Origin of the sequence: Gemmobacter lutimaris (genome assembly GCF_003570715.1) — a bacterium.
GTDB lineage: Bacteria > Pseudomonadota > Alphaproteobacteria > Rhodobacterales > Rhodobacteraceae > Gemmobacter > Gemmobacter lutimaris.
Genome location: NZ_QXXQ01000003.1, coordinates 141505 through 164926, shown reverse-complemented (window position 1 = coordinate 164926; position 23422 = coordinate 141505). Strand labels below are relative to the sequence as shown.

General features: G+C 65.1%; 25 protein-coding genes. 16 read left to right on the top strand and 9 right to left on the bottom strand.

Annotated elements, in window-relative coordinates:
• Position 1 precedes the first annotated feature (1 nt).
• The gene (locus D2N39_RS22830; protein WP_158589787.1) at positions 2-169 is read right to left on the bottom strand and encodes a hypothetical protein; all 168 of its coding nucleotides are present in this window, start codon (positions 167-169) and stop codon (positions 2-4) included.
• 28 nt (positions 170-197) lie between these two features.
• On the opposite strand from D2N39_RS22830, the gene D2N39_RS07265 reads away from it, so the two are divergent.
• From D2N39_RS07265 to phnN, 5 genes are read left to right on the top strand one after another with little or no spacing between them, the layout of a single operon-like run.
• Entirely contained in the window at positions 198-1067 is an 870-nt protein-coding gene (locus D2N39_RS07265; RefSeq protein WP_119134116.1) for an alpha-D-ribose 1-methylphosphonate 5-phosphate C-P-lyase PhnJ, read from the top strand.
• Between the two features lie 56 nt (positions 1068-1123).
• Complete coding sequence (gene phnK, locus D2N39_RS07260) at positions 1124-1921, top strand: phosphonate C-P lyase system protein PhnK (RefSeq protein ID WP_233557078.1); 798 nt, start codon at positions 1124-1126, stop codon at positions 1919-1921.
• 3 nt (positions 1922-1924) lie between these two features.
• Positions 1925-2884, top strand: a complete 960-nt coding sequence (locus tag D2N39_RS07255) for a magnesium transporter CorA family protein (protein WP_119134115.1) — start codon at positions 1925-1927, stop codon at positions 2882-2884.
• A complete protein-coding gene (gene phnL, locus D2N39_RS07250) occupies positions 2881-3564 on the top strand; it encodes a phosphonate C-P lyase system protein PhnL (RefSeq protein WP_119134114.1) in 684 nt (227 codons plus the stop codon). Before D2N39_RS07255 ends, phnL begins: the two co-directional genes overlap by 4 nt.
• A gap of 1 nt (position 3565) precedes the next feature.
• The gene (phnN, locus tag D2N39_RS07245; protein WP_119134113.1) at positions 3566-4090 is read left to right on the top strand and encodes a phosphonate metabolism protein/1,5-bisphosphokinase (PRPP-forming) PhnN; all 525 of its coding nucleotides are present in this window, start codon (positions 3566-3568) and stop codon (positions 4088-4090) included.
• On the opposite strand, the gene D2N39_RS07240 is transcribed toward phnN, so the two are convergent.
• Positions 4072-4761 carry a DUF1045 domain-containing protein gene (locus D2N39_RS07240; RefSeq protein ID WP_119134112.1) on the bottom strand — a complete coding sequence of 230 codons (690 nt, stop codon included), beginning with the start codon at positions 4759-4761 and terminating at the stop codon, positions 4072-4074. The genes phnN and D2N39_RS07240 overlap by 19 nt on opposite strands.
• A 95-nt stretch (positions 4762-4856) precedes the next feature.
• On the opposite strand from D2N39_RS07240, the gene D2N39_RS07235 reads away from it, so the two are divergent.
• The 5 genes from D2N39_RS07235 (at position 4857) to D2N39_RS07215 (ending at position 9320) form a co-directional block, all read left to right on the top strand.
• The gene (locus tag D2N39_RS07235; RefSeq protein ID WP_119134111.1) at positions 4857-5999 is read left to right on the top strand and encodes an alpha-D-ribose 1-methylphosphonate 5-triphosphate diphosphatase; all 1143 of its coding nucleotides are present in this window, start codon (positions 4857-4859) and stop codon (positions 5997-5999) included.
• A gap of 112 nt (positions 6000-6111) precedes the next feature.
• Positions 6112-6924, top strand: coding sequence for a UDP-2,3-diacylglucosamine diphosphatase (locus D2N39_RS07230; RefSeq protein ID WP_119134110.1), 813 nt, complete (start codon positions 6112-6114; stop codon positions 6922-6924).
• Positions 6924-8060 (top strand): ceramide glucosyltransferase, encoded by a 1137-nt coding sequence (locus D2N39_RS07225; RefSeq protein ID WP_119134109.1) that lies wholly within the window; start codon positions 6924-6926, stop codon positions 8058-8060. Before D2N39_RS07230 ends, D2N39_RS07225 begins: the two co-directional genes overlap by 1 nt.
• A 10-nt stretch (positions 8061-8070) precedes the next feature.
• Positions 8071-8646, top strand: a complete 576-nt coding sequence (locus tag D2N39_RS07220; protein ID WP_119134108.1) for a DedA family protein — start codon at positions 8071-8073, stop codon at positions 8644-8646.
• Positions 8643-9320, top strand: coding sequence for a glycosyltransferase family 2 protein (locus tag D2N39_RS07215; RefSeq protein WP_119134107.1), 678 nt, complete (start codon positions 8643-8645; stop codon positions 9318-9320). The genes D2N39_RS07220 and D2N39_RS07215 overlap by 4 nt, the downstream gene beginning before the upstream one ends.
• Here D2N39_RS07215 and D2N39_RS07210 read toward each other — a convergent pair.
• The 6 genes from D2N39_RS07210 to D2N39_RS07180 all read right to left on the bottom strand — a co-directional run bounded on the left by D2N39_RS07210 (position 9317) and on the right by D2N39_RS07180 (position 14736).
• Positions 9317-9934, bottom strand: a complete 618-nt coding sequence (locus tag D2N39_RS07210; protein WP_119134106.1) for an LbetaH domain-containing protein — start codon at positions 9932-9934, stop codon at positions 9317-9319. The two genes, D2N39_RS07215 and D2N39_RS07210, sit on opposite strands and share 4 nt — an antisense overlap.
• Before the next feature lie 4 nt (positions 9935-9938).
• A complete protein-coding gene (gene phnE / locus D2N39_RS07205) occupies positions 9939-11270 on the bottom strand; it encodes a phosphonate ABC transporter, permease protein PhnE (protein WP_119134105.1) in 1332 nt (443 codons plus the stop codon).
• A 2-nt stretch (positions 11271-11272) separates the two neighbouring features.
• On the bottom strand, positions 11273-12151 hold the full coding sequence (phnE, locus tag D2N39_RS07200; protein ID WP_119134104.1) for a phosphonate ABC transporter, permease protein PhnE: 879 nt from the start codon (positions 12149-12151) through the stop codon (positions 11273-11275).
• A 76-nt stretch (positions 12152-12227) separates the two neighbouring features.
• Positions 12228-13124 carry a phosphonate ABC transporter substrate-binding protein gene (gene phnD / locus D2N39_RS07190; RefSeq protein WP_119134103.1) on the bottom strand — a complete coding sequence of 299 codons (897 nt, stop codon included), beginning with the start codon at positions 13122-13124 and terminating at the stop codon, positions 12228-12230.
• Positions 13125-13174: 50 nt separating this feature from the next.
• The gene (phnC, locus tag D2N39_RS07185; protein ID WP_119134102.1) at positions 13175-13996 is read right to left on the bottom strand and encodes a phosphonate ABC transporter ATP-binding protein; all 822 of its coding nucleotides are present in this window, start codon (positions 13994-13996) and stop codon (positions 13175-13177) included.
• Positions 13997-14169: 173 nt separating this feature from the next.
• Positions 14170-14736, bottom strand: a complete 567-nt coding sequence (locus D2N39_RS07180; protein ID WP_147373457.1) for a hypothetical protein — start codon at positions 14734-14736, stop codon at positions 14170-14172.
• A 196-nt stretch (positions 14737-14932) separates the two neighbouring features.
• Here D2N39_RS07180 and D2N39_RS23305 point away from each other — a divergent pair, with 196 nt between their 5' ends.
• From D2N39_RS23305 to D2N39_RS22825, 5 genes are all read left to right on the top strand, one after another.
• Positions 14933-16783: a calcium-binding protein gene (locus D2N39_RS23305; protein ID WP_158589786.1), complete on the top strand. Its 1851-nt coding sequence runs from the start codon at positions 14933-14935 to the stop codon at positions 16781-16783.
• A 154-nt stretch (positions 16784-16937) separates the two neighbouring features.
• Positions 16938-18095 carry a phosphoserine transaminase gene (locus tag D2N39_RS07170; RefSeq protein WP_119134099.1) on the top strand — a complete coding sequence of 386 codons (1158 nt, stop codon included), beginning with the start codon at positions 16938-16940 and terminating at the stop codon, positions 18093-18095.
• A 90-nt stretch (positions 18096-18185) separates the two neighbouring features.
• Positions 18186-19781, top strand: a complete 1596-nt coding sequence (gene serA, locus D2N39_RS07165; RefSeq protein ID WP_119134098.1) for a phosphoglycerate dehydrogenase — start codon at positions 18186-18188, stop codon at positions 19779-19781.
• Between the two features lie 201 nt (positions 19782-19982).
• Positions 19983-20714, top strand: coding sequence for a metallophosphoesterase family protein (locus tag D2N39_RS07160; protein ID WP_119134097.1), 732 nt, complete (start codon positions 19983-19985; stop codon positions 20712-20714).
• Positions 20715-20821: 107 nt separating this feature from the next.
• On the top strand, positions 20822-20989 hold the full coding sequence (locus D2N39_RS22825) for a hypothetical protein (RefSeq protein WP_158589785.1): 168 nt from the start codon (positions 20822-20824) through the stop codon (positions 20987-20989).
• 18 nt (positions 20990-21007) lie between these two features.
• Here D2N39_RS22825 and D2N39_RS07155 read toward each other — a convergent pair whose 3' ends face one another.
• Positions 21008-22129, bottom strand: a complete 1122-nt coding sequence (locus tag D2N39_RS07155; RefSeq protein ID WP_119134096.1) for an MFS transporter — start codon at positions 22127-22129, stop codon at positions 21008-21010.
• A gap of 117 nt (positions 22130-22246) precedes the next feature.
• Here D2N39_RS07155 and D2N39_RS07150 point away from each other — a divergent pair, with 117 nt between their 5' ends.
• Positions 22247-23422 (top strand): acetyl-CoA C-acyltransferase family protein, encoded by a 1176-nt coding sequence (locus D2N39_RS07150; RefSeq protein WP_119134095.1) that lies wholly within the window; start codon positions 22247-22249, stop codon positions 23420-23422.

The window sequence follows — 23422 nt, the reverse complement described above, 5'->3', positions numbered from 1 at the left end:
ATCAGTCCCCACCCCCGTCGCCGCCGCCATCTCCACCGCCATCCCCGTCGTCAGATCCCCCATCAGAGGTATGGTTTCGTGGCAGCCCGGCCAGCGGAAGCTTGTTCTGCCGGATATAGACGCCTCCTACGATTACACCGATCACGATGGCGAAAATCCATGCCTCCATTTCCTGCTTCCCTTCATGTGGTCCTGCCATGTCTGATGCTTACAACTTCGCCTATCTGGACGAACAGACCAAGAGGATGATCCGCCGCGCGATCCTGAAAGGGATCGCGGTGCCGGGCTATCAGGTGCCCTTCGCCAGCCGCGAAATGCCGATGCCCTATGGCTGGGGCACCGGCGGGGTGCAGGTGACCGCGGCCTGTCTGACGCCTGACGACCGGCTGAAGGTCATCGATCAGGGCGCCGACGACACCACCAACGCCGTGTCGATCCGCAAGTTTTTTCAGCGCACGGCAGGGGTGGCGGTGACCGAGGCGACCGCCGAGGCCACCGTGATCCAGACCCGCCACCGCATCCCTGAAACCCCGCTCTGCGAGGGCCAGATCCTCGTCTATCAGGTGCCCATCCCGGAACCCCTGCGCTTTCTGGAACCGCGCGAGACCGAGACACGCAAGATGCACGAGCTGGAGGAATACGGGCTCATGCATGTGAAGCTCTACGAGGACATCGCCCGTCACGGCACCATTGCTACAGCCTATGCCTATCCGGTGAAGGTGGAGGGGCGCTATGTGATGGACCCCTCGCCGATCCCGAAATTTGACAATCCGAAACTGTCGGACAATCCGGCGATCCAGCTCTTCGGTGCAGGCCGCGAGCAGCGCATCTATGCCCTGCCGCCCTATACACAGGTTATCAGCCTCGATTTCGAGGATCACCCGTTCGAGGCATCGAAAGCGCCGCATGACTGCGACCTCTGCGGCGCCGGTGACAGCTATCTGGACGAGGTCATCACCGATGACCGGGGCAGCCGGATGTATGTCTGTTCCGACACCGATTTCTGTGCGGGACGCCGCGCGGCAGGACATGTCGGACGGCTGGGCCAGCCGGGAGCGGCAGAATGACCGGGGGACAAAATTCTTTGAAGAATTTTGGCGCTCCTGCCCAAGGGGATCGCGCGATGGGGGCGGTGGATATGGATACTTGTGCCAAGGTCAAAGAGGACCGGCCGCTTTTGTCGGTTCAGGGCGTGATGAAGCTTTATGGCAGCCGGATCGGCTGTACCGATGTGACGTTCGATCTGTTTCCCGGTGAGGTTCTGGGGATCGTGGGCGAAAGCGGTTCGGGCAAATCCACGCTGCTGGGCTGTCTGGCCGGGCATCTGAAGCCGGATGCGGGGCGCATCCTTTACGATGGCCGCGACATGGGTGCGCTGGGGGAACCGGAGCGGCGGCGGCTGAGCCGCACCGAATGGGCCTTCGTGCATCAGAATGCGCGCGACGGGTTGCGCATGGGGGTCAGTGCCGGCGGCAATGTCGGCGAGCGGCTGATGGCGGTGGGTGCGCGGAACTATGCCGCCATCCGCGACACCGCGACTGACTGGCTGGGCCGGGTGGAGATTGCCGCCGACCGGATCGACGACCGCCCTTCCGCCTTTTCCGGCGGCATGCAGCAGCGTTTGCAGATCGCGCGCAATCTGGTGACCGGGCCGCGGCTGGTGTTCATGGACGAGCCGACCGGCGGTCTGGATGTCAGCGTGCAGGCGCGCTTGCTGGATCTTTTGCGCGGACTGGTGCGCGATCTGGGGCTGTCGGTCGTGATCGTCACCCATGACCTTGCGGTGGTGCGTCTGCTCGCCGACCGGCTGATGGTGATGAAATCGGGCCGGGTGGTGGAACAGGGGCTGACCGATCAGGTGTTGGACGACCCGCAGCACGGGTATACGCAATTGCTGGTATCCTCTGTCCTTCAGGTCTGACCCATGCTTTACGCCTATGCCCCCGCCGACCGGAAACTGAAGCCGCTGCCGCAGGGCAGCGATCTGGCTGCGGCCATCTGGGTGGATCTGTACCGCCCGCTGTCCGGTCAGGTGGATCAGGCGCAGGCCTTGGGCGTCGAAGTGCCGACGCTGGCCGATATGGAAGAGATTGAGGTTTCGAACCGTCTCTATCGTGAGGGCAGCGTCGATTATCTGACTGTGGTGCTGCCGGGATTGAGCGAGACCAAGGCGCCGATGTCCGGCCCGGTCTGTTTCATCCTTCACCCCGAACGGCTGGTGACTGTGCGCCACCATGCGCCGCGACCGTTCGAAACCTATCCCGAACGCGCGGACCGCGTCGGTCCAGGCTGCGGCGATCCGCGCAGGGTGTTCCTGTCGCTGATGGAGGAAATCGTCGGGCGGCTGGCCGATCTGATGGAGGGCACCGGGCGGGGGTTGGACACGCTGATGGCGCGGGTGTTCGAGGAAGGCGCCAAGGCGAGCGACGACGCGCTGCAAGAGGCACTGCGTCAGGTCGCCCGTGAAAGTGACCTGATCAGCCGGGTGCGGCAGTCGCTGCTGACGCTGGAACGCGCCATCAGTTACTTCGGGCAGGCACTGGACGAGGCCGGGGCGGGCCATGGCTTGCGTCCGGTGGTGAAGGGGCTGATGCGCGACATCCGGGCGCTGGAGGTCCATGGCGACTTCCTCACCAGCCGGGTCGCCATGGCCTCGGACGTGACTTTGGGCATGGTGAACCTTGCCCAGAACAAAACGGTGAAGATCGTTTCGGTGGTGGCGGTGATCTTCCTGCCGCCCACAGTGATCGCCTCGGCCTATGGGATGAACTTCGCCCATATGCCGGAACTGCAATGGGCATTCGGCTATCCGATGGCGCTGGCACTGATGCTGGCCTCGGCGGTGCTGACCTATCTTTTCTTCAAGTGGAAACGCTGGCTATGATCGAGATTACCAATCTTTCCAAGGTCTTTACCCTGCACAATCAGGGCAGCGCCGTGATCCCGGTGATGGCGGGGGCGGCGCTTTCCGTCACGCCTGGCGAGTGCGTCGGGCTGACCGGGCGGTCGGGGTCGGGGAAATCCACCTTGATGCGGATGATCTACGGCAACTATCTGGCCGCCGGCGGCAGCATCCGGGTCGGCGATCTGGATGTCGCCCGCGCCGCCCCGCGCGAGATCATCCGGCTGCGGCGCGAGGTTCTGGGCTATGTCAGTCAGTTCCTGCGCGTGGTGCCGCGCGTGCCGACACTGGATGTGGTGGCGGAGCCGCTGCTGCAACTGGGCGTGCCGGTCGATGCGGCGCGGGCGCGGGCGGCGGATCTGCTGGCGCGGCTGAACATTGCCGAGCGGCTTTGGGGCCTGTCGCCCACCACCTTTTCGGGCGGCGAGCAGCAGCGGGTGAACATCGCGCGCGGCTTCGCACATCCCTATCCGGCGCTGTTGCTGGACGAGCCGACGGCCAGTCTGGATGCCGCCAACCGCGAGGTGGTTCTGGGGCTGATCGAAGAGGCCAAGGCGCGCGGGGCGGCCATCGTGGGGATCTTCCATGACGAGGCGGCGCGGGATCGCGTTTGCGACCGGCTGGTCGATGTGACCGGCTTCACCCCGCGTCTGGCGGCCTGACGTGCTGGTCGCGGTAGTCGGACCTTCCGGGGCCGGGAAGGATACGCTGATCGCCGGTGCAGTGGCGGCGCGGCCCGATCTGCGGCTGGTGCAGCGGGTGATCACCCGCCCGACCGAGGCCGGAGGCGAGGATTTCGAAGGGGTCAGCCCCGAGGACTTCGCCGCGCGCAAGGCCGCCGGTGACTTCGCGCTGGACTGGCAGGCGCATGGGCTGAACTATGGCATCCCGCAAGCGCAGCTCGCCGCACCGGGCGTGGTGATCTTCAACGGCTCGCGCATGGCCCTGCCGCAGGCGCAGGCGCGGTTTCCCGGACTGCGGGTGATCCTTGTCACCGCGCCGGATGCGGTTCTGGCGCAGCGCCTGGCCGCGCGGGGACGCGAGCCAGAGGCCGATATCCGCGCCCGGCTGGCCCGCGCGGCATTTACCCTGCCCGAGGGCATCAAGGCCATCGAGGTGCGCAACGACGGCACGCTGTCCGAGGGCGTCGCGCGGTTTCTGGCGGCGCTTCAGCCGGTCAGGGCGTAGCGATGCAAAAAATGGAAGCGACCCGCACTATCCTCGCCGAACAGGCACAGATCCTCGATCACGAAAGGCTGCGGCAGGACCGGGGCAAAATGCGGCTCCAGCACCTTGCGCGTCGCTGCGGCGTCCGGCGCGCTCAGGCTGCCGGTCAGCGTCAGGTGAAAGCGGAATTCCTCCATCACGAAGGGATAGCCCCAGCGGTCCAGCAGAGCGCGCTGGCGGGGGCTGAGCCGTTCGGGGCGGCGGCGGGCGATTTCGACCTCGTTCAGTGGCGCGCGCAGGGCATCGGTGCCTTCGACCACCGCAGCACCCAGCGCCAGAAAATCTGCCTCGCCACCTTCGGGGATCAGCGCCAGAAAGCCGTGCAGGTTGACCAGCCGCAGCCGGTCACAGACGGCGGGCTTCAGACGGCTGGCAAGCTCCGCCACCCCCGCCGCAACATCCTCCTGCCCCAACCCTTCGGCCGGGCGGAAGGGCGCGCGGATCGTGCCGTGAAAGCCGTATTTGCGCGGCTCGGCCGTCAGATCGGCAACCGTGCCGGGCAGGCCCGGCAATTGCGGCTGCGGCCGAGGTTCGGCCGCGACCGGGTCCCAGCCCAGCCATTCCGCCGCCCGCGCGGCAAAGGCGCCGGGGCGCGGGGCATAATAGACAGCATAGCGTTTCATCTTTTCCATGTCGGGTGGCCTAGCCTGCGACTGTCACAAAGGCGTGACGGTTTCGTGCCATTGCAGCCGCCTGCGCCCGGAACCGCAAGACAGGACTTTCCGAAATGACCGATACGATCCTCGCCAATGCCACCCTTGTTCTGCCGGGGGAGACCCTGCGCGGCCAGGTGCGGCTGTCCGACGGGCGGATAGCCGACATTGCCGAAGGGGCCGCCGTGCCCGCGGGTGCCATCGACTGCGCGGGTGATCTGGTGATGCCCGGCCTGATCGAACTGCATACCGACAATCTGGAACGCCATATCGAACCGCGCCCGCGTGTCGGCTGGCCGCATCAGGCCGCCATCATCGCCCATGACGCCGAGCTTGCCAGCGTCGGCATCACCACGGTATTCGACGCGCTGCGCGTGGGGTCGGTCGTATCGAACAAGAAGGCCAATTACGGCGAATATGCCCGTGCACTGGCCGATGAAATTCTGGACCTGCGGGCACAGGGCGCGCTGCGGATCAGCCATTTCCTGCATCTGCGCGCCGAGGTTTGCTCGGAAACGCTGGTGGATGAACTGGCAAAGTTCGGCCCGGATGATCGTATCGGCATTGTCAGCCTGATGGACCATACACCGGGCGAGCGGCAATTCCGCGATGTGACCAAGCTGAAGGATTACCTCTGCGGCAAGCATGGTCTCAGCGAGGCGGAGTTTCACACCCATATCGCCGACCAGCGCGCCCTGCGTGATCGCGTGGGCGCAGTGCATGAGGCGGCTGTCGTATCCGAGGCGCGGCGCTTCGGCGCGGTGCTGGCGAGCCATGACGACACGACCGGGCCGCAAGTTGCGGTTTCGGCCGGGCATGGTGTGCATTTCGCCGAATTTCCCACGACGACCGAGGCCGCACAAGCCTGCCATGACCACGACATCCGCGTGATGATGGGGGCGCCGAACCTCATTCGCGGCGGCAGCCATTCCGGCAATGTCGCGGCACTGGATCTGGCACAGGCGGATCTGCTGGACATCGTGTCGTCGGATTATGTGCCCTCATCGCTTCTGTCGGCGGCGCTGATGCTGGGCGATGTCTGGGGCGATACCGCGCGCGGCGTTGCCACCGTGACCGCCGCCCCGGCCGAGGCAACAGGGCTGGAAGATCGCGGCCATCTGGTGCCGGGTGGAAGGGCCGATGTCATCCGCGTCACACGGATCGGCCAGGCAGGCGCGGTGCGGGGTGTCTGGGTTCAAGGCCGCCGCGTCGCCTGAGCCGGGTTTTCGCCGCAGCGCCGCAATCGTCGTGAAACTGCAAGCGAAACGTCATCAAATCGTGGCCTTCTGTGCCCATGGTCCGCTCACGACCCCGTGACGGAGCCTTGCCGTGACCCAGCCGGACCGCCGACCCGCCGCCGCTTGCCAGTATCGGACGCTGTTTCTGTCCGACCTGCATCTGGGCGCTCTTGGCGCGCGGCCGGATCTGGTGCTGGCCTTCCTGACAGCGCATCGGGCTGAAACCTATGTGCTGGTGGGTGACATCCTCGACCTCTGGCATCCGCTGCTGCCGCACTGGAGCGCGGCGGATCAGGCGGTGATCGACCATCTGGCGGCCCGCAAGGCCGAGGGCGCACATATCCTTTACCTGCGCGGCAATCACGATCCTTTCCCCGACCGCGCACCGCAGCATTGCCGCGTTCCGGCCGAGGCGCAGGATGCACTGATCCATACCGCCGCCGATGGCCGTCGCTATCTGGTCCTGCATGGCGATGCCTGCGACGGGCGGCTGTTCCGGGCCCATATCTTCACCCGTCTGGGCAGCCGGATCGACCATGGCCTGCGCCGGTTCGAACGCCTGCTGACCCGCCGCCGCCCCGATACCCCGCCCGAAGCGCGCAGCGCGGTGGACATGCTGCTGACCTCGGTCAATGCGTTGCTGTATCTGGGCCGCGCGCACGAACGGAAGGTGTTGCGCCTTGCCCGTGGACAGAAGGTCGATGGCGTGATCTGCGGGCATTTCCACATTGCCGGGCTGCATGACGATTTCGGTCTGACCTATGCCAATTGCGGCGACTGGATCGACAGCCTGACCGCGCTGGCCGAAGCCGCGGACGGCAGCCTGCGCCTGCTGGATGCGCGCAAGGCGCCCGCGCTGCTGCCGGGCCGCGCCACCGCTGAACCCGAATTTGCAGGTGCCTGATGATCGCCCTACTGCTTGCCCTTGTCGCCACCGGATTTCTGGCGGTGCATTATGCCTCGGTGGTGCTGTTCCTCCGCAGGCTGGAGACCGACCGGCCCGCCGCGCCCGGACTGATCGGCACGCCGCGCGTGACCCTGCTGCGTCCGGTCTGTGGGCTGGACCCGTTCGATGCCGAAACGCTGCGCACCTCCTTCACGCAGGATTACCCGGAATATGACGTGATCTTCTGCGCCGCATCGCCCGACGATCCGGTGCTGCCGCTGATCCGCCACCTGATCGCGGAACATCCGCAGGTGTCGGCCCGTCTGCTGGTGGGCGAGGCACGGGTGACGCGCAACCCGAAGATCAACAATGTCTGGAAGGGCTGGTATTCTGACACTGCGGAATGGGTTTGCATGACAGATGCGAACCTGCTGCTGCCGCCCGATTATCTGTCGCGCGTGGTGGCAAGCTGGGGGCCGGCGACAGGGCTGGTGTCCTCGCCCGCCGTGGGCATCCGCCCGCAGGGCCTTGCCGGACGGCTGGAATGCGCCTTCCTGAACGGCAATCAGGCGCGACTGCAATTCGCCGCCGACAGCCTTGGCAAGGGCTATGCGCAAGGCAAGACGCTGTTCTTCAACAAACCGCTGATCGAACGCTTCGGAGGCTTGGCCGTTCTGGGCCGCGAACTGGCCGAGGATGCGGCGGCGACCCATCTGATGCGCGACATCGGCCTCAGGGTGCGGCTGACTCCCCTGCCCTTCGCACAGCCGGTGGGACGGCGACGCCTTTCGCAGGTATGGAACCGTCAACTACGCTGGAGCCGCATCCGCCGCGACGGGTTTCCCCAGCTTTTCGGGGCGGAGCCGGCGAATGGTTCCGTGCTGCCCGGCCTCGTCTGCCTTGGCGCACTGGCAGGCGCAGGTCTCTCGCCTGCACTGGTTCTGGGCTACCTGGGTCTCTGGTATGCTGCCGAAGCACGGCTGATGCGGCGGGCGGGCTGGCCCTCGGGCTGGCAGGACATCGCCGTGCTCCCTTTGCGCGACCTGATGATCCCGGCAATCTGGGCCACTACCTTCCTGCGGCGCGGCTTTGACTGGCGCGGCAATACCATGGGTGATGCCGCTGCTGCCCCGACGCTGCACCCGGCGGAGTAATCCGGCCACAATGATGCCTGAACCCGATCTGGTGGCCCTGATCCAGAGCCACGGCCTGCTGATCCTCGCGCCGCTTGCCCTGATCGAAGGGCCGGTGGTCACCGTCATCGCGGCCTATCTGGCGCGGCTGGGGCTGATGGATCTGCCAGCGGTGGTCATCTGCGTCATCCTTGCCGATGTGGCCGGCGACGCGCTGTTCTACGCGCTGGGACGGCACGGGCGCCGTCTGGTGCCACAACGCTGGCTGGACCGCATCGGACTGACCCGACCGCGCCTTGCCCGGCTGGTGCGGGCGTTCCGGGCGCAGGGCACGCGGCTGCTAGTGGTGGGGAAGCTGACCCATTCGGCAGGTGCGGCCGTGCTGACGGCGGCAGGCATCGCCCGAATGGATTTCGGGAAATTCCTGCTGGTCAACCTGCTGGCCTCGATCCCGAAAAGCCTGCTGTTCGTCGGGCTGGGCTGGGTGTTCGGCTCGGCCTGGCAGCGGATCGACGACTGGATCTTTCACGGCGCACTGGTGCTCACCGCACTTGCCGCGCTGGCCGGGACATTGTGGTTCGTACATAAACGAAAGGTCGGCCGATGAGGGGCAAGATCACCTGTCTGGTTCCCGCCCATGACGAGGCAACGCGGATCGGCGCCGTTCTGGGCGTGCTGGTCGGGCATTCCATGATCGACCGGGTTCTGGTCATAGACGACGGCTCGCAGGATGGCACGGCAGAGGTTGCACGAAAAGCCGGGGCAGAGGTGCTGCGCCTTGTGCCGAACCGGGGCAAGACACGGGCGCTGGCGCAGGGTATCGCCGCCAGCGACGGCGACTGGTTGTTGCTGATCGACGCGGATCTGACCGGGCTGACGGCGGCGGATGTCACCCAACTTGTCTGGCCCGTGCTGGAAGGTCGGGCCGATGTCAGCCTGTCCCTGCGCGGCAATGCGCCACGGCTCTGGCGCTGGCTGGGGGTGGATTACATCTCGGGCGAACGCATGCTGCCGCGCACCCTGATCGCCCCGCATCTGACCGCGCTGGACAGCCTGCCGAAATTCGGTTTCGAGGTCTTCCTGAACCGGCTGATGCTGAATCACGGCCTGCGCCCCGCAGTCGTGCGTTGGCCCGGTGTTGCCAGCCCCGCCAAATCCGTCAAGCGTGGCTTCTGGCGGGGTATGGCGTCGGATGGGCTGATGATCGTCGATATTCTGCGCGCCACCGGCCCGATGACCGTGCTGAACCAGATTGTCCGCCTGACGCGACAGGTGCGTTAGCCACCGTATTTCTCAAGGAAAGCCTCGGCCGGCAGGCTGCGGAAATCGGGCAGCGCCTGACGCAGCGTCGCGTGATCCCAATCCCACCAGCCCAGCGCCAGCAGGCGGTCCGTGACCTGTGGTGTGAAGCGGGCGCGCAGCGGCACGGCGGGGCAGCCTGCCACGATCATGAAGGGCGCCACATCGCGCGTGACCACGGCCCCCGAGGCGACGATGGCCCCGGCGCCGATGGTCACCTCGGGTTTGATGATCGCGCCATGGCCGACCCAGCAATCCGGCCCCAGTGTGCTGCGCCGGGCCGCGCGGGCGGCAAAGAAGGCCGGATCATCCACGGCATCCTCCCAATAGTAAGAGGAGCGATACAGGAAATGATGCTGCGCGGCATGGGTGAACGGGTGATCCGTCGGCCCGATCCGCGTCATCGCGGCGATGTTGGCGAATTTGCCGACGGTCGTATTGGCAATGTCAGCCATGCGGTCGCAATAGGCATAATCCCCGAAGTCGGAGTTCAGCACCCGGCTGCCCTCACCCACCTCGCAATAGGCGCCGAAGGTGGAATTTACGATCTGGCAGCCCGGATGGACGAAGGCTTCGGTCGCGGAAAGTTTCGGCACGGGTTTATCCCTTGATCAGCTTCTTGCGCAGCCAGCCCGACAGGCTGTCCATCGCCATGACCATCAGCACGATGAGCACCATGTAGTAGGCGACCTCTTCCCAGTCTTTCTGGGTGATGATGGCCTGCGTCAGCAACAGGCCGATGCCGCCGCCGACGATGGCGCCGATCACTGTAGCGCTGCGGGTGTTGGATTCGAGATAGTAAAGCACCTGGCTCACCAGCACCGGCGTCACCTGCGGGATCACCCCGAACCGCGCGCGCTGCACGGCGCTGGCGCCAGTGGAGCGGATGCCCTCCACCTGTTTCTCGTCGATGTTTTCCAGCGCTTCGGAGAACATCTTGCCGAAACTGCCGGTGTCGGTCAGCAGGATGGCCAGCGCGCCGGTCATCGGGCCGGGGCCGAAGGCGCGGCTGAGGATGATGGTCCAGATCAGCCCGTCCACGCCGCGGATGAAATCGAACACCCGGCGCATGGCAAAGCGCAGCGGCCCCAGCGGCATGAAGTTGCGCGCGGCCAGAAAGCCCAGCGGCAGGGCGATCACCGCCGCCCCCATGGTGCCAAGGAAGGCCATCAGCACGGTTTCAAACATCGCCCAGGCGACGTCGCCATGGCGCCACATGCGGTTGTTCCAGAACTCGGACAGCATATAGCCCAGATTACCGCGCGCGGGATCAACCCGTTCGCCCCACAGCGCCAGCGCGGCCAGTTCGCCCACGCCCTTGCCCGCGAAGGGGCTGTCGAGTGTGAAGAAGAACAGTTCCCACCCCGGCTGATAGCGGAAGGTTTCAACCTTCGACCGGGTATAGGCGAAGCGCCCGGCATCGGTGGTGACGCTGACCCGGTTGTCAGAGGCGTTGATCCAGTCTGGCAGCGGTTCAGGCGTGGTCAGGCGCAGCTTGCCGTCTTCGGGCGCGATGTCGATGGTGCCGTAGCCCGGCACCACATAGCGCGCACCGGCCGCGTCATAGGTGACGATATTGCCGCCGCCGAGGTCGATGACCGTGGTGTCGCCCGCCTGCGTCACCCAATCGGGCAACTGGCCTTCGGGATAAGCGCCTTTCGCCTCGCCCTCGATGGCGACGCTGAGCCTGCCGCTGCGGTTGTCGCGGGTCACATGGGTCTTGTAAGACCAGAAATCCGACAGAAGAATGACCGCATTGTCGGGCCGGAGGCGCGCGGCGATGCCCGCAATGTCGAAGGCAAAGAAGATATAGACGAAATAGGCGCAGATCACCGCAGGCACCGCCAGCGCCATGCGGCTGTGCCGGGTGAAGTTGCGGGTGACCGTTTCGGTCAGCACGGCGCGTCCATCGGGAAATTCGGTCACGGCCATGTTCAGCGCCCCCTCACCAGTTTTTCACGCGCGCGGTCCGACAGGCGGTCGATGGCCACGATGGTCAGGAACAAAAGCAGGAAGATCGCCACCACCTCGTCATAGCGCCCCTGCCCCCATTGCATCGCCAGTTTCAGATCGTGGCCGATGCCGCCCTCGCCCACGAAGCCAAGGATGGCCGAGGCGCGCACATTGATTTCAAACCGCAGCAGCGCATAGCTGATCCAGTTCGGCGCCACCTGCGGGATGATGCCCAGCCACATCTTCTGTCCCCATGTGGCACCCACCGAGGTCAGCCCCTCGACCGGCTTCAGATCGGCATTTTCGGCCACTTCGGAAAACAGCTTCCCCAGAGCCCCCGAGGTATGCAGGGCGATGGCGATGACTGCCGGAACCGGGCCACCGCCCAAGAGGTAGATCAGCACAAGCGCGATGACGATTTCGGGCACGGCGCGAAAGGCATCCATCATGCGGCGGAACACGCCGGTGAGGCGCGGCCAGCGCGACAGCCCCCGCGTGGACAGCAAGGCCAGCACCATGGCGGCCAGCCCGCCCGCAAGTGTGGACACCGCCGCGATGTTGATCGTCTCGATCAGCGAGGGCACATGCGCCCAGATCAGGCCCGGCACCTCGGCCCGTTTTGCCCAGGCTTCGGAAATCACTTCCGAAGGAAAGGCAAAGACCTGCGGCAACCCGTCGATGAACCCGCCCGCATTGCGGCTTTCGGCGAGACGGAAACCCGAGGCCATCAGCGCCACGAACAGCACCAGCAGAATCCCGCCATACATGCGGCGGCGACGCACCAAATCAAGATAGGCGTCGCGCCCGTTCGTGGGGCCGGGGCCTTTGTCGCCCTGCGGGCCGAAGGCGATATCTACCATTGTGCAGTCCTGTTGCGGGGCCGGAAAAGAAATTGCCGGGCTCCCTTCAGGGAACCCGGCGACACGTCAGAAAAACTCACATGCCTTCTTGCAGCTTCCGGGCCGCAACGATGCCCAGATACTCGTCATGGGTAACCGGAACGAAGTCCTTGGCTTCGCCCGCAGCCACGCCATAGGCGCAATCCTTGTCGGTTTCATGAAGATCGGCGGTCAGCGCGATCACCTTGTCCTTGACGTCCTGCGGCAGCGCCTTGCGCACCACCATCGGCCCTTCGGGGATCAGCTTCGACTTCCAGATTTCCACGAGGTCATTCATGTCGACGAGGCCCGCATCGGCAGCCTTGCGGAAGGCGCCGGAATTGTAGCCGTCTTCCCAGTTGCCCAGACCGTCAGCCCAGCTCACGCCAGCCGCGAAATCGCCCTTGGCAACGCCGACGATGGTTTGCTCGTGGCCGCCCGAGAATTTCACTTCACCGAAGTAATCTTCCAGCTTGCCATACTTCTCTTGCAGCTCTGCACCCGGCACCAGATAGCCCGAGGTCGAATTCGGTTCACCGAAGGCAAAGACCTTGCCCTTGGCATCCTCGATCGAGGTGATCCCCGAGTCCTTGCGGGCGAAACCGATCGAGTAGTAGCCGGTCGAGCCGTCCATGTTCTGCTTGGTCAGAACAGGCTCCACCGCTTCCGGGTCGGTCAGGTAGATCTTGGCATAGCCCGAGGCGCCCAGCCACGCGAGGTCCAGCGAGCCGCCCAGAAGGCCCTGGATCACGCCGTCATAATCGGCCGGGGTAAAGACCTTGACCGGCACGCCCAGCGCCTCTTCGATCTTCGCGCGGTAGCATTCGTTCGAGGTCATGCGATCCTGGGCGTTTTCGCCGCCAAGGATGCCGACATTGAACTGGGTGATGCCTTCGGCGCTGGCAGCGCCGGTCAGCGCGGTGGTCGCGGCAAGGGCGAGGAGGAGGTTTTTCATCGGGGTGCTCCGGGTTCTGCCCTGCATCCTGCGGGGCGGGTGAAACGGGGTCAGTTGGCCAGCATCCGCTCGGCCCAGGCCCGGTCGGGCGCGGTATCGGCGGGGATGGAGGTGGAGGTCGCGGCTTCGTTGAAGCTGTCGTCGGCGCCGTAGATGTCGCGCGCAACGCCGGTCGAAAGCTGTTCGGGCGTGCCGTCAAAGACGATGCGACCGTCCCGCATGCCGATCACCCGGTCGCAATAGCGCCGCGCAGTATCCAGCGTGTGCAGGTTGGCGATGACCATGCGGCCATCCTCGACATTGATGCGCTTCAGCGTGTCCATCACAATCTGCGCATTCATCGGGTCGAGGCTGGCAATGGGTTCGTCGGCAAGGATGATGCGGGGGTCCTGCATCAGCGCCCGCGCGATGGCGACGCGCTGCTGCTGACCGCCCGAAAGCGCCTCGGCCCGCTTTGGCGCCTGCTCGGCGATGCCCAGCCGGTCAAGGATTTCCAGCGCCTTCAGGATGTCGGCACGGGGCCAGAGATTGAACAGCGTCTGAAGCGTGGACCGGCGGTTCAGAATGCCGTGCAGCACATTCGAGGCCACATCCATGCGTGGCACAAGGTTGAACTGCTGGAAGATCATCGCGCAATTGCTTTGCCATGCGCGGGCGGCAGCGCCTTTCAGCGCAAGGATATCGCGGCCTTCAACCATGATCTGTCCGGTGCTGGCGTCGGTCAGACGGTTCATCATGCGCAGGAAGGTCGATTTGCCCGCACCGGAACGGCCGATGATTCCCACGAATGCAGGGCGGTCGATATCAAAGCTGATATTATCTACCGCGGCCTTCTGGCCGAACACGCGCGATACATTGCGGACTTGCAGCATCCCCGCCCCTTCCGTTCGAGTCGGGGCGATAGCTATGCGCGCTGCATGACAGCCACGCCAAAGTCAGGTGACGACTTGGTAACAATGCAGCGGGACGGGGCAATAGATCTCAATCCATCGCCTGACACGCGAGGGCGGCGCAGATGCGCCACCCATGATTGTCGTGCTGCCGGTCAGCGGTCGAATGTGGCCAGCTTTGTGAAATCGAGCTGTTCCAGCACCGGAACCATGTCCGTCGGCTCCATCCCCTGCGCCTGCACCAGCACCCGGTTGCCGACAAGCGCCGACAGATCGCTGCCCTGTTCCAGCATATCCTGCCCGCCGACCTTGGTGACCTTGCCCATCATCTGCATCATCTGCGCATTGCCCAGAACCCCCGCCATCGAGGCCACAAGCGGGCTGTCGGCGGTCAGCGTCAGGGTAAAGCCGTTGCCACCCGCATCAGCGTATCGGGCGGAAATCATCGTTCCGGCCATGCCCATCATCGCCATGCCATTGGCCGCCTCGGCATCGACCTCACGCGTCCAACCCGAAGGTGCCTCGGGCAAAAGGGCCTGCAACCGCCCGGCCTGCAAGGCCTGCACCGCCTTGCCTGCCGCGATGACCTGCGCCGCCGTGCCGTTCAGATCTCCTGACGCATAGGCGGCCGTCGCGGCGTCCAGCGCATCGGTCACATCGTCGGCAAAGGCCGGCGGGGCCAGCGCGATCAGTGCGCAAGTGGCGAAAATGGCTTTCCTCATCATCCGTTCCCTGGTCTTGAAATATCCCGGCGCAACTGCGCCAGCGCCAAAAGACGCGACCTTGCAGCCACCGTCCAGCCAAAACGACATCGGCGTTGATCTGCATCAGCGCCCCGCCCCGAAGCCGGACCATACTGTTCGGTGAAGGGCGAGCATGGGCAATCCCTGTTCGCCTGAAGACCGGAGGAGCAAGACCATGAGCATCACACTCGATCTCGCCGCCCGGCGGGTGAACACCACCACCGACGGACAGCAGGACCAACCAGCCATCACGGCGTTGGAGGGTGGCGGTTTCGTTATCGCCTGGGTCAGCCATAGCGACAGCACCACCCCCGACCCCTATCTGGACAGCGATATCCTCGCACAGCGCTTCGGGGCCAACGGCAAACCCCTCGGGGCAGAGCTGACGCTTCAGGGCGGCAATGCCGAATGGGATACTTCGCCGTCCCTCGCCCCCCTGCCGGGCGGAGGCTTCGCGGCAAGCTGGTCTGACTCGGGGGTGAAATACAACCAGATCCAGACTGGCATCTTCACAGCGAAGGGGCTTCAATCCGGCAGCTACGCAGAAGCCGGGGGCGCATATGGCCCAACCGATGCCGTGGCGCTGGACGATGGCCGCACGCTGGTTCTGTGGACGGATTTCGGACCGAAGGGGGCCGCAACCAGCACGATCGGTGTGAATGGCGTGATCTACAACGCCGATGGTTCTGTTGCTGTGCAGCCTTTCCCGGTCAATGGCGACTGGCGCTCGCCCTGGGGTTATGAATCGGTGACCGATGCGCGTGGCACCGCACTGAAGGAAGGCCGCTTCGCCGTAGTGTTCCAGAACACATCGGGGCGCGATTCCGATGGCTCCACCTCGATCTGGCTGCGTCTGTTCGAGGCGGACGGCACCGCGAAGGAACAGGAGTTCCAGCCGCAGACCACCACCGACGGCACTGACGCCGATCCGGTCATCGCCACACTGGAAGACGGCGGTTTCGTCGTGGTCTGGCAAGGCTATGGCGACGGGTCGGGCAGTTGCATCCGCGCCCAGGTCTTCGACGCCGACGGCACGATGCGCGGCGCGGAAATCGACGTGAATACCCAGACCTTCGGGCAGCAGACCCAGCCCGCCGTGGTCGCACTGGAGGATGGCGGCTTCATGGTCAGCTGGAGCAACAACAACTCGTCGCGCGGGAACGGGCTGATGGGGCAGTTGTTCGAGGCCGACGGCAGCCGCAGGGGTGTCGAACTGGTGCTCTCAGACTGGTATCACCCGACACTGGGCACGCATGACAGCGCGCTTACCCGGCTGGAGGACGGCCGCATCGCCATAGCCTCGACCGAAAATTCGGCCAGTGACCCCGACATCTTCGTTGCGCTTTTCGATCCTGATCGCCTGCTCATGGGCAATGCAGATGCAAACGCCCTGCAAGGCACCGCTCAGGGGGACAGCCTTTACGGGTTCAATGGCGCCGACTCGCTCTGGGGGGCGGGCGGCGATGACAGGATGCTGGGCGGCAATGGCAACGATCTGATGATCGGCGGCACCGGCAGGGACCGGATGGAAGGCAGCGCCGGCGGCGACACGATGCGCGGTCAGAAGGGAAATGACACGCTGCTTGGCGGCACCGGCAATGATGGCCTTGAAGGCGGAAATGACCGCGACAGGCTGGACGGAGGTGCGGGCAACGACAGGCTGGAAGGCCAACGCGGCGCCGATACGCTGCTGGGTGGCGACGGCCGCGACTCGCTCGATGGCGACAGCGGCAATGACCGCCTTGACGGCGGCGCGGGCGACGACCGCATGACGGGCGGTGAAGGGGCCGATACCTTTGTCTATGGCCGTGGGATCGACCGCATCACGGATTTCGACCTGACACGCGACCACCTGCGCCTTGACCCGGCCCTGTGGCACGGTGCGGAACTGTCCGCAGCCCAGATTGCCGACCTTGCCGAGGTGCGGCGCGGCAATCTGGTTTTCGATTTCGGCGCGGATGACCGGCTGATCCTCAACGGGATCACCGACAAGGCGGCCCTCGCCGATACCCTGTTGGTCGGGTGAAACCCGGGGGCGCCCCACGGAGGGGTCGCCCCGATCGCAAACGACGGGTTTCCTATCGGAAACGACATTTCCGCTTGCAAGGATCTTGGACCTTCCATAAGCACAGCAGCGGGACACCTCTCCCCAACGAGAGGCTTATATCTGGAAGGATACCATGGCTGATCTGATCGCCCCGGCTGCGCGCCCGGCCAATCCGCGTTTTTCGTCTGGCCCCTGTGCCAAGCTTCCCGGCTTCACCCTCGACATGCTTGCTGATGCGCCGCTGGGTCGCTCGCACCGTGCCGCTGTGGGCAAGGCGAAGCTGAAAGAGGCCATCGACCTCACCCGTGAAATTCTGGGCGTGCCTGCGGATTACCGCATCGGCATCGTGCCCGCCTCTGACACCGGCGCCGTGGAAATGGCGCTGTGGAGCCTTCTGGGCGCACGTCCGGTGGAAATGCTGGCATGGGAAAGCTTCGGCGATGGCTGGGTTACCGATGTCGTCAAACAACTGAAACTGGACGCCAAGGTGCAGAAGGCCGGTTATGGCGAGATCGTCGATTTCACCACCGTCGATTTCGACCGGGATGTCGTGTTCACCTGGAACGGCACCACCTCGGGCGTGCGCGTGCCGAATGGCGATGCGATCCCGGCAAACCGTGCGGGCCTGACCATCTGTGACGCCACCAGCGCCGCCTTCGCGATGGACCTGCCTTGGGGCAAGCTCGATGTCACCACTTTCTCCTGGCAGAAGGTGCTGGGCGGCGAGGGTGGCCATGGTGTGCTGATCCTCAGCCCCCGCGCGGTCGAGCGGCTGGAAAGCTACACTCCCGCCTGGCCGCTGCCCAAGATCTTCCGCATGACCAAGGGCGGCAAGCTGATCGAAGGCATCTTTACGGGTGAGACGATCAACACCCCGTCGATGCTCTGCGTCGAGGATTATCTGGTCGCGCTGAAATGGGCGAAATCCATCGGCGGGCTGAAGGGGCTGATCGCGCGCAGCGAAGGCAATGCCAAGGCGATTGCCGATTTCATTGCCGACAGGGACTGGATCGCCAATCTGGCGGTCGATCCAGCCACGGCCTCCTGCACCTCGGTCTGCCTCAAGTTCACCGATGCCCGCATCAAGGACGGCGCCGCCTTCGCCAAGGCCGTAGCGAAACGGCTGGAGAAAGAGGGCGTGGCACTGGATGCCGGTGCCTATCGCGACGCACCTCCGGGCCTGCGCATCTGGTGTGGCGCCACAGTGGAAACCGCCGATGTGGCGGCGCTGATGCCCTGGGTTGAATTCGCCTTCGCCGCCGAGATTTCGGCGCTGACCGAAGCTGCCTGATCCTTTCGGGGGCGCCGCACGTGCCCCCTTCCCCATCCCCCCGGATGCGCCTGCGCATCAATGTGAACAGATATTCGCAAAGGATACCCCATGGCTCCCCGCGTTCTCGTTTCCGACGAACTTTCCGAAACCGCCGTCCAGATCTTCCGCGACCGTGGCGTCGAGGTTGATTACATGCCGAAGCTAGGCAAGGACAAGGAAAAGCTGGCTGAACTTATCAACCAGTATGATGGCCTCGCCATCCGCTCGGCCACCAAGGTCACCGAAAAGCTGCTGGAAAGCGCAACGAACCTGAAGGTCGTGGGCCGCGCCGGCATCGGTGTGGACAATGTGGACATCCCGGCCGCGTCCAAGAAAGGCGTGATCGTGATGAACACGCCCTTCGGCAACTCGATCACCACCGCTGAACATGCCATCGCCATGATGTTCGCCGTCGCCCGGCAGATCCCCGAGGCCAATGCCTCCACCCATGCCGGGAAATGGGAAAAGTCGAAATTCATGGGGGTCGAGCTGTTCAACAAGACGCTCGGCGTGATCGGCGCGGGCAATATCGGCGGCATCGTCTGCGACCGTGCGGTTGGGCTGAAGATGAAGGTCATCGCCTATGATCCCTTCCTCTCGGAAGAGCGCGCCAAGACGCTTGGCGTGCACAAGGTCGAGCTGGAAGAGCTGCTGGCCAAGGCCGATTTCATTACCCTGCACGTTCCGCTGACCGACAAGACCCGCAACATCCTGTCGCGCGAGAACCTCGCCAAGACCAAGAAAGGCGTGCGCATCATCAACTGCGCCCGTGGCGGTCTGGTCGATGAGGCGGCGCTGAAAGACGCGCTGGACAGCGGCCATGTGGCAGGCGCCGCGCTCGACGTGTTCGAGGTCGAACCGGCGACCGAGAACGTGCTGTTCAACCACCCGAACGTCGTCTGCACCCCGCACCTCGGCGCCTCGACCACCGAAGCGCAGGAAAACGTCGCGCTGCAAGTGGCCGAGCAGATGTCGGATTACCTGCTGACCGGCGCCGTGCAGAACGCGCTGAACATGCCGAACGTCACCGCCGAACAGGCCGCCATCATGGGCCCCTGGATCAAGCTGGCCGACCATCTGGGTGCCTTCATCGGCCAGATGACGGACGAGCCGATCAAGGCCATCAATATCCTCTACGATGGCCGCGTGGCCGATATGAACCTCGCCGCGCTGAACCAGTCGGTCATCGCCGGTGTGCTGAAGGCGCATAACCCCGATGTGAATCTCGTCTCCGCCCCCATCGTCGCCAAGGACAAGGGCATTCAGGTCTCGACCACCAAACAGGACAAGACCGGCGCCTTCGACGCCTATATCAAGGTCACCATGGTAACGGACAAGCGCGAACGCTCGGTCGCGGGCACCTGTTTCGCCGATGGCAAGCCGCGCTTCATCCAGATCAAGGGTATCAATATTGACGCCGAAGTCGGCGCCCATATGCTCTACACCACCAACGAGGACGTGCCGGGCATCATCGGCCTGCTGGGGATGACGATGGGCAAGAACGGCGTGAACATCGCCAACTTCACCCTTGGCCGTTCCGGCGTCGGGCAGGATGCCATCGCGCTCCTGTATCTCGATCAGGCCATCGACCCGAAGGTGGTGGACACGCTGGAGGCGACCGGCATGTTCCAGCAAGTCAAACCGCTGCAATTCCACGTCGCATGATACGAAAGGGCCGGGCATCCCCCGGCCCTTTTCCTTTCAAGGCGGCGCGACAGCCGTTCCGCCCGTGAAATCCGCTCACCCGCGCCGCAACCCGACCTCAGCGCCTGTGGCACCCTTGCCCTTTGCCCCTTGTCCAAATACTCCACGGGGGTCCGGGGGCGTGAAGCCCCCGGCGCTTCCCAACCCGCGAAGGGATACCCCATGCGCGCCTATGCCATCGGTGACATCCACGGCCACCTGAACCTGTTGCTGACCGCCCATAACCTCATCACCGAGGATATGGCCCGCCATGGCGGCCCCGCCCCGGTCATCCATCTGGGCGATCTGGTGGATCGCGGCCCGGACAGCCGCGGTGTCATCGAACATCTGCTGCACGGGCAGGCACGCGGCGAAGACTGGGTGGTGCTGAAGGGCAATCACGACCGCATGTTCAGCCTGTTTCTGGATGATCCTGCGGCACAGGATCCGGGACTCCGCCCCGACTACAGCTGGCTGCACCCGCGCCTTGGCGGGGCTACCACGCTTGCATCCTACGGCATCCATGCCCCCGGCGACCGGCCGGTCGCGCCGGTCCATGCCGATGCGATGGCGGCAGTGCCCCAGGCACACCGCGACTGGCTGGCGTCCCGCCCCACGATGCACAGACTGGGTGAGCTGGTCTTCGTCCATGCCGGTATCCGCCCCGGTGTCGCCTTCGAGGATCAGACGGAAACCGACCTCGTCTGGATCCGCGAACCCTTCCTTTCGGACGACCGGGATCATGGTGCGCTGATCGTGCATGGCCATACCGCGCTGGATGCACCGATGCATTACGGCAACCGGCTGAACCTCGACAGTGGTGCTGCCTATGGCGGACCTTTGACTGCCGTCGCCTTCGAAGGGCGCGAGGTGTTCCACCTGACCCCGTCAGGACGTGTGCCGCTGCACAACTGAGTGCAACCCGAAGGAAGCGCCATATTCCCGCCACAGGCAGGTAAGCTGCCGTTAATTCCGCCTGTTCACGCTGGTCTCGGGGGCGATCCAGCAAGGGAATAACGGACATGACAACAGAAATGCTCGACGGGCAGCGCGTTCTGAAACTGCGGGACCATGCGGGCCATGCACTGCCCAAGGCCGATGACATGCTGGCCATGGTGCATCTGTGGCGGCTGATTTCAGGCGGTCACGCCCTGCGCGATATCACACTGGCGCCGCGTCGGTTTCTCTAGGGCTTTCAGGGGGCCGGGTCAGGCCCCCTGCCGGTCAGATTCGACCGGGATGCGCCCACGCAGGCCAAATGCCAGCGCCGCAACCAACACCGCCACAGCCATCGCCGCAAGGGCCACGAACAGGCCGCGCGGCCCCATCTGTTCAGCCATCTGCGCCAGGACAAAGGGCATACCAATACCGCCGACCAGCCCCCCGGCCACAACCAGCGGCGAGACGCGCGGGTCATGCCCCATCCTTTGCACCGCAGCCACGAAATAGCCCGGAAAGATCGTTGCAGCAAAGGCGCCCGCAGCGACGAACATCCAGCCCGGCTCAAGAATGACGGCACCGCAAAGCGTCAGCACCAGACCGGCAACCGACAGCGTATAAAGCGTGAAGGGCGCGACCAGATGCGCGACGAAGACCAGAAGCACCCGCGCGGCAAGAAAGGCCACGAAGAACAGGCTGAGCATTTCCGCCGCGCTGACCTCGGACAGGCCAGCCCGCACCAGCGCGGCAGGGCCAAGGCCGATAAGTGTCGCCTCAAACCCGACGCCGAAGGCACCGAAACCCAGCACGATCCAGTCGATCCGCAGAGCGCCCCGCGCCGTGCTGACAGCCGGTCGCCCGACATCGCGCGCCAGCACCAGCGTCAGGAGAAAACCCGCTGCCAGCACCAGAAACAGAGGCCGGAACGCCCCCGCCAATGCGACGAAAGCAAGCGGCGCCAGAATCGCCCCCGCCCCGAAAATCGCATTGATCAGGGTCAGCATGGCCGGGCCGCGCGCACCATAAGCCCCCAGCAGACGCGGGTTGAACAAGACGGCGGCGCATCCCTGGCCCATGCCTGCCAGCACCGCGCCTGCCAGCATGGTGTTCCAGCCCAGCCCGGCACCCAGCAGGGCGGATCCCGCTGCCAGCACCAACACCACAACGCGCGGCGTCATCCGTGTGCCCAGTGCGAACATCGCCGCCACGCCCAGCGCCGCGCCGATCCAATGCGCCGTGAACAGCACCGAAACCGAAGCGAGGCCCCTCCCGGTTTCCCGCGCGATCACCGGCAGCGCCGGGCCATAAACCGCCTGCACAGCCCCCATCAGCACAAAAACCGCCATTCCCGCCGCCAGCAAGACCCCCCGGTCCCGCGCCGTCATTTCCATATCCATCTCCTGCGGCGGTTCCGCCTTTGCCTTTCACGCGGCGATGACGCAACGTCAGACTCGCGCGTATCCTGATGCGCGGCCAGTCTCGCACCGATCCGAGCGAAAGGCTTACACATGACCGACATCGTTATCCTCTCTGGCGCCCGCACCGCAATCGGCGCTTTCGGCGGCAGCCTCGCGGGCTTTGCCCCTATCGACCTTGCGACCCATGTGGCCAAGGCTGCGCTGGAACGCGCGGGGGTGGCGGGCGCGCAGGTCGGCACCACCGTCTTCGGCCATGTCATCAATACCGAGCCGCGCGACATGTATCTGTCGCGGGTCGTAGCCATTCAGGCCGGTGTGCCCGATACCGCGCCTGCGATGAACGTGAACCGTCTGTGCGGCTCCGGTGCACAGGCGCTGGTCTCGGCCGCCCAGATGCTGATGCTCGGGGATGCCGATTTCGCGCTGGCCGGCGGGGCGGAATGCATGAGCCGCGCACCCTATGCGCTGCCCGCCGCCCGCTGGGGGCAGAAGATGGGCGACGCCCGCGCACTGGACATGATGACCGGCGCGCTGACCTGCCCCTTCGGGACCGGGCATATGGGCGTGACGGCCGAGAATGTGGCCGCCGAATGCGGCATCTCGCGCGAGGATCAGGATGCTTTCGCGCTGGAAAGCCAGGCCCGCGCCGCCCGCGCCATTGCGGAAGGTCGCTTCAGGGACCAGATCGCGCCGGTCGAAATTCAGGGTCGCAAGGGCACAGTGGTCTTTGATACGGATGAACATCCCAAAGCCACCACCGCCGAGGCGCTGGCCGGGCTGAAAGCCGTGTTCCAGAAGGGCGGCAGCGTGACGGCGGGCAATGCCTCGGGCATCAATGACGGGGCGGCGGCACTGGTTCTGGCGCGGTCTGACGCGGCCAAGAAGGCCGGATTGACGCCGCGCGCCCGCATCCTTGGCTATTCCGTCGCCGGGGTGCGCCCCGAGGTCATGGGCCTTGGCCCCATCCCCGCCGTGCGGCAGTTGATGGAACGCACCGGCCTGACGCTGGCCGATTTCGATGTGATCGAATCGAACGAGGCTTTCGCGGCACAGGCCCTTGCGGTGACGAAGGAACTGGGGCTGGACCCGGCGAAGGTGAACCCGAATGGCGGCGCGATCGCGCTGGGGCACCCCGTGGGCGCGACCGGCGCGCTGATCACCGTCAAGGCGATGTATGAACTGGAACGGATCGGCGGCAAGCGCGCCATCGTCACCATGTGCATCGGCGGCGGTCAGGGCATCGCGCTGGCGCTGGAGCGGATCTGA